This window comes from Clostridium sp. BL-8 (assembly GCF_002006495.1).
Taxonomy (GTDB): domain Bacteria; phylum Bacillota; class Clostridia; order Clostridiales; family Clostridiaceae; genus Clostridium.
In genome coordinates this window covers 1-6,480 of sequence record NZ_LZZL01000159.1, presented here as the reverse complement: position 1 = coordinate 6,480, position 6,480 = coordinate 1, and the positions used below count along the sequence as shown (strand labels likewise).

The 6,480-nt window shown below is 27.4% G+C and carries 6 protein-coding genes; 5 read left to right on the top strand and 1 reads right to left on the bottom strand.

What is annotated here, in order from left to right; genetic code table 11:
* The first annotated feature begins 1,248 nt into the window (after positions 1 to 1,248).
* The 5 genes from CLOBL_RS26515 to CLOBL_RS26495 all read left to right on the top strand — a co-directional run bounded on the left by CLOBL_RS26515 (position 1,249) and on the right by CLOBL_RS26495 (position 5,206).
* Positions 1,249 to 1,800 carry a DUF1003 domain-containing protein gene (locus CLOBL_RS26515; protein ID WP_077861740.1) on the top strand — a complete coding sequence of 184 codons (552 nt, stop codon included), beginning with the start codon at positions 1,249 to 1,251 and terminating at the stop codon, positions 1,798 to 1,800.
* A 128-nt stretch (positions 1,801 to 1,928) separates the two neighbouring features.
* Complete coding sequence (locus CLOBL_RS26510) at positions 1,929 to 2,471, top strand: hypothetical protein (protein WP_077861739.1); 543 nt, start codon at positions 1,929 to 1,931, stop codon at positions 2,469 to 2,471.
* Between the two features lie 57 nt (positions 2,472 to 2,528).
* The gene (locus CLOBL_RS26505) at positions 2,529 to 2,939 is read left to right on the top strand and encodes a PH domain-containing protein (protein WP_077861738.1); all 411 of its coding nucleotides are present in this window, start codon (positions 2,529 to 2,531) and stop codon (positions 2,937 to 2,939) included.
* A gap of 506 nt (positions 2,940 to 3,445) precedes the next feature.
* Entirely contained in the window at positions 3,446 to 4,030 is a 585-nt protein-coding gene (locus CLOBL_RS26500; RefSeq protein WP_077861737.1) for a hypothetical protein, read from the top strand.
* 588 nt (positions 4,031 to 4,618) lie between these two features.
* Entirely contained in the window at positions 4,619 to 5,206 is a 588-nt protein-coding gene (locus CLOBL_RS26495; RefSeq protein WP_077861736.1) for a TetR/AcrR family transcriptional regulator, read from the top strand.
* Positions 5,207 to 5,291: 85 nt separating this feature from the next.
* Here CLOBL_RS26495 and CLOBL_RS26490 read toward each other — a convergent pair whose 3' ends face one another.
* Positions 5,292 to 5,582, bottom strand: a complete 291-nt coding sequence (locus CLOBL_RS26490; protein WP_077861735.1) for a hypothetical protein — start codon at positions 5,580 to 5,582, stop codon at positions 5,292 to 5,294.
* Positions 5,583 to 6,480: the final 898 nt, after the last annotated feature.

The following is a 6,480-nucleotide window of genomic DNA, read 5'->3' as shown; positions in this document are numbered from 1 at the left end:
CGCCGATGGTACTGCATGGGAGACTGTGTGGCAGAGTAGGACGTTGCGAGGTAAGTAAAAAGGATATCTCAAAGTGATTACTAAAATCACTTGAGGTATTTTTTTGATTTTTTGTAGAGTTGATTAGAGCAATTGACTCATAACCAATAGATTAGAAATTTTAATCTTGAAGTTATGAATTGTAATTTATAACAAATAAATTTATGATGAGTCCTAAGTGACATTCATATAGTATTTATTTGTTATTGAAAAACTTAGTAGGTTTGGTTTATACGGGCTAAAAATACTAAGTTTTTTATATTCTTATTTATTATAAATTATAATATCAACAAATAATAAAGTTTGCTGTTGATAAGTATAGATAATAAGGACAAAATTGTGAATAAAATTGTTTTTAATGTTAAAATAGAAATATTGATGGAATAAGGCAAGAAGACACAAGAGCTTATATATAAAAGTAAGTAAAGAAATAGATTTAGCTATAGAGAGTGGTCGTAGCGATTAAAGAAAGTAGCATTGTTGTATAAACCAATCTGAATCAATATTTTGAAATTAAAAAATAATATAATTTTCAATAATTTATGAATAAAGTACGGAGTAAAAGCAAAAAAAGTACCGAGTAGATAGACTAAAAGTGATAGTCTATCAGATAAGAGAGAGTGAGAAAGGTATCGAGTAGCAGATAGAAAAGTACCAAGTAGATAAGCTGAATCATAAATGTGATATTAGGCGAACATGGGGTGAAGAGCGAACAGACGGCGAAGAACTAGTAAGGATTATTTTATATTAGGGGGCGTATTTGAGCCATTTATGATTACTTAATAGTAAAAAGCACCAAATTATATATTTCCAGAAGACGTGAGTCCGAATCTCACAAACTCATCATAAAAGTAGTAATACCAACACTTTAGCATAAGACTAAAATGTTGGTATTTTTATTGCTATAACAATTAATACAACCAATAGAAGTTGATAAAGAAAAAAATAATGATTAGAATATATAGTAATACCAAGGATAAAGAAAAATATTAGCCTAAATGGCGTAGATCGCTGATATTACTAGGTTTTGTAGTATTATTTCTCAACCTAAATAGCTGTATGCATCGATATTACTAATATTTTTTACATACAGATAATAACCAGCAGCTAGGAGCAATCAAACTATTGCTTTATTTTTTGAAATGAAATTCATTGAATATGCTATAATCAGCACATAATAAATAATTAAACTATAAGGAGAAAAAAGTTATGAATGAAAATGATAAAGTATCTCTTAGCAAAGAAGAGTTAGTACAACAGATATTAGACAAAGATAAGGATTTAAGCGGAAGTAATATTAATGAAGGATTGATGCATGAACTTATCAGTGGAAAAATATCAAAAAATGTAAATGAAACAGATGATGAAAATTCAACTTTTGGGCAAAGAGCTGCTGACAAAATAGCTTCCTTTGGTGGAAGCTGGGCATTTATAATAAGTTTTGGCGTTGTGTTAGCAATTTGGATCATAGGAAATGCTGTCATTTTAAGTGATAAAGCATTTGATCCATACCCATTTGTATTTTTAAATCTAGTGTTATCATGCCTTGCTGCTATACAAGCACCTATAATTATGATGTCACAGAACCGTCAGACAGAAAAGGATAGATTAACGGCTACCAATGATTATCTTGTTAATTTAAAATCTGAAATTATAGTGGAAGATTTGCACTATAAAATTGATATGCTTATGGAACAACAAGAACAGAATACGAAAAATATAGAAAATTTATTAAAAGCAATAGAGGAATTGAAAAAATAGTGTAAAAAGTTGCAAGCAATAGCAAGGAGAAATTCAACTACTGCTTTATCTTTTTCACGCTTAAGGCAGTACATGTTATAATTAATTTAAAATGGTGTTCTTGATAAAAATTTATAGGAGGTATTTTTATGGCAGATGAATCAATTATATGGCAAGATTATTGCAACAAAATAAATGGGAAATATTCTGGAAGATCAATCTTGAATAGTTGCACAATAACAGCAAAATACAAAAATCTTAATTTAATCTATAATTTAGTGCCTATAAAGAAAGGATTATATTACTATTTTTCAAAAGCTAGTATTAATATAGACAATAAAGGTAACTTTAAATTTTTATTTGCACGTAAGACAAATCCTGGTTTTTATTTAGGGCCATATGGTCTGCCTAGCCTTATAAGATCATTCAAATACGATAAAATAAAAACAAATACTTCAATTGATAAAAAATATAAAATAAAAACAAATAACATAGAAATTTTTAATAAAATTTTTAGTGAAGATGGATTTTATATATTAACGCAGTTGCCAGTATTTTGTTTTGAAATCAGCGATAAAAAAGTATATTTGTTAGTTAATAGTGATCTAACTGATAATGATGATTTTATGATTATTCATAAACAATGTTGTTTTATAGTAGATATCTTAAAAGAAAAAGAGATTATTGTATAGTATAAGTGTATATTATAATAAATACATAATGATAATTTATTATGAAGGAGTATTAAAATGAAATTTAAATCTAAAATTGATTTATGGTTTCACCTTGTAGTTATATTGTTTATAATATTAACCTTATGGTTATTCTATTCATATGTCACAAATAAAATAAGTATAATAATGCTAATTTTATTTATTGCTGTACTAATATTGATTATATTGCCAATGTATCTTTTTACCTACTATGTTTTTGAAGATTCGTGTATACATATAAGGTGCGGACTAATGGTAAATATCAAAATTGACTATAAAGATATTGTTTCACTTAAGAAAAGTAAAAGTTTAATATCTTCGCCAGCTTTATCTATGGATAGAATAGAAATCAAGTATTATAGAAACTTTCAAAGTGATTTCATAATAATTTCTCCAGAAAGAAAAGAGGAGTTTATAAATGAACTAAATAAGAAAATTGTTAAATAACATTACTTTTTTGTGAAATGTATACATTGCCATCCCCGATTATTGAAATTTTATAATCAGATTCTCTAGTGGATCCAAATAATATTTGTTTGAATTAGCTGGTAAGTATAGGGCTTGAATAATAATAAGATCTTTATTAAATATAATAATATAAGCATCATTGTAGAAATATTTTGAATGTTGTATGCATTAGTATTTATAGCAAGTTTTTTAACTCTTTAGTACTATAATGCCTTGTTTGTATATATTACTGGTGTAGGTTTTGTTAAAGCTAAAACAGAGGGAAAACATAATAAAATAGTTATAAATTTTTTCACTTATAAGACTACATTTCGTATTTATTATGTTTCTGAGTTTTTCATAATATTCTTTTTTGTTAGAGTAAGCTAGTAGCTAGGAGTAATCCAACTACTGCTTTACTTTTTTCATAGCTGATAAGTAATCAATCTTTTCTCTAGATTGAATATAATGAAGAAAACTTTATTATTGGTTAAGGGAGATTATTAATGAAAAAAATTAAAAAAATAATATCAATTTTGCTGCTAGTGCTATCTATATTAGTATTAAATCTAATATCAGCACATGCAGAGTGGCAACAAAGTAATAATGGATGGTGGTATTCTGAAGGAAGTTCGTATGCTATAGGATGGAAATTGATTGATGGAAATTGGTACTATTTCTATTCGAATGGTTATATGGCACATGACACAATTATAGATAATTGTTACCTAAATTCAAGTGGAGCATGGATTCAAAATAAAGTAAATTCCAATTATAATACTGATAGTAATTATGATTGGGGGTTGCCTGATCCTAATGATTATGTAAACACATTTAAAAATAGTGATTTTCCGGATTATTACACAGATCCTACACTACCTCAAACAGATAATACTGAGTATTCAGCGAGTTCTTCTGCAAGTTCATATGATAATCGTTGTGATTATTGTAATGGAACTGGAAGATGTCCAGTTTGTCACGGAAGAGGGACTGCAGTATATTTCGGTGGTACTGATAGACCTGAAGATTGCAATTATTGTAATGGAAGTGGAAAATGCCCATATTGCAATGGATCAGGTAGAAAGAAATAAATATAAATAAAAAGTAGAGATAATATACATGGCAGCATTGAGGTGAGTCGTTATACTATGTCTATCATTATATTTAGGGATAAAAAACATTATGGTTTATTTCTGATTAGGGAATTATTATTTATAAAACTATTTCCAGCCTTTGATTTTTGAATTTCCTGTTTTTCTGCTATTTTGATAAATATATCAACTAAACTATCTGGAAGAGGAATATCACTCTCACTGCTGTAGGTTTTTGCTTCTTGAATAGTAGGAGAGTGTAAATACTTAGATCTAAAAAAACTCTGAGAAGCTGGTTCTGTGCTATAGAATAGTTTCTCTTTGTATTGTTTCTAAAAATAAATAATTTTGCTGTTTTATGATTGTATTTGTACGTTTAAAGAGAAAACACTTTTTCCTCACTGGTAGGTAATTTAAAATATGGTTGTATATGTCTTTAGGTGTGGATTTATATTTCATTACTTAATCCGTATAAGAATCGGTTTACTATCTTCAAAGAATTAAGGTAGATTAGGTAGAAATGCTTAGTCTGCCTTTATTTATATAATTCATTATGTAAATTCAAAAAATGAAATGAGGAGAAGTGCTATGAATAAAACAAAAACAAGAGAACTAATATTTCAATCTGCAATAAAAGTATTCTCTGAATCTGGTTATAGAGGAGCTACCATGGATGAGATAGCTGCTAATGCAGATTTAGTAAAAGGAACTTTATATTATCATTTTAAAAGTAAAGAAGAAATATTTAATTTTATTGTTGAGGAAGGGCTTAGAATATTGCATGATCAAGTTACTAAGGTTCAAGTAATGAATATAGGGCCAGTAGAAAAGTTAATAAATATATGTGGAATACAATTAACTTTTTTATATGGATATACAAGTTTTTTTAAGGTAGTAATGAGTCAGCTATGGGGAACAGAAGACAGGCAAAATCAATTACGCAACAAAATAAAAAAATATATAGATGAGATTGAAGTAAATATAAAAGGTGCTATGGAATTAGGATTAATGAAAAAAGGTGATACTGAACTTTTAGCATTTCAATTTTTTGGATCATTATGTTCATCGGCAATATATGAATCAATACATAATGAAAAAATAGATTTAGAAAATATTATAGATAGCACAATAAAATTTACATTGAGCGGATTAGGAATAAGTTTTAATGAAAGGTAGATTAAGTAGGAATACTTAATCTACCTTTTTTAACACTATACATTTAAGGCTAAGTAAAAGTAGTAAGAAACTCCTACATTGCTTACTACTCTTGTTTCTTTGAAATATATACATCACCATCGCCTATTATTACAACTTTATAGGTAGATTTTAATGAAGCTAAAGTATACTTTGGGCAATTAGGGTTTAATTTGATAGATTGAATTAGAGTATAATCTTCATCAAATATAAGTACGTTTGCAATTTTGTTTTGAGAAACATTCTGAGCTTCATAAAGTGAATTTTCTAAGAATGCTCCAAGATCAGTCAAATTATAAATACCTTCCTTAAATATATTGGTGTCCGGTGAAAATTTAAATCGAATTAATGTTTTCATGTATGAATCCGCCTTTTATTATATATTTAGAATAATTACAGAAACCGTAGATAGTAGTTTTTTAATAGTCATAGATACTGTCAATGCCACTGCCATTTATAGTATTTAGGAATTACAAAAATATTTACTACAGTTATACTATATAAAATTATAAAAAAGTGTTACTGAAATAAATATGGGACTATATAAAAATATACTCTCTAGTATTATAAGGATGAGTTTATTAACTAGTAATGCAGAGACTAGCTTGGTTGCTTTTTAACTTTAAAATAAAGAAAAGGCAGTAAATTATGTTAACTAATGTCTTTATTATGGTGTTTAAAATATCAACAAATAAAAAGGTTTTATGTGGATAAGCATAGAGAGCAAAAAAAGAATGTGAATAAAAACATTATTAATTTATAATATCATAAAGGAGAAATGACAATTTAAAAGCTACGAAGTGCAGCGCAAAAAGTAAAATTGAATTATAAATGGGGTGAATGTCCGACGAACATGGGTTAAGGAACTCGGCGAGCACATAGCGAAGAATTAAGTAGTTGATTATTTTATAATATGATTATATTAAAGAAGTTATATAAGATAATTTATTGGATAAACTATGTCTAGCGTATCAATATGTATAAAAGGTAGAATTATGGAGAATTATCTCGAAATGATAATGTGAACGCATTTAACAATAAAGATATGAGTAATTATAGAATTACAAAAGTGATAAGATGAAATACGTCGCTGAGAGACAGAAACAACAACGGGTTGAAACTTGAAGGCATCTAATAAAGAGAGTTTGAAAAGTTTTTATAAAAAGTTGTTGACAAGATTTAAATGCGATGATATACTGAATAAGTTGTCAGAAACGACAATAAATAACAAGTAATTACAACGAAAGTTGTGAAAG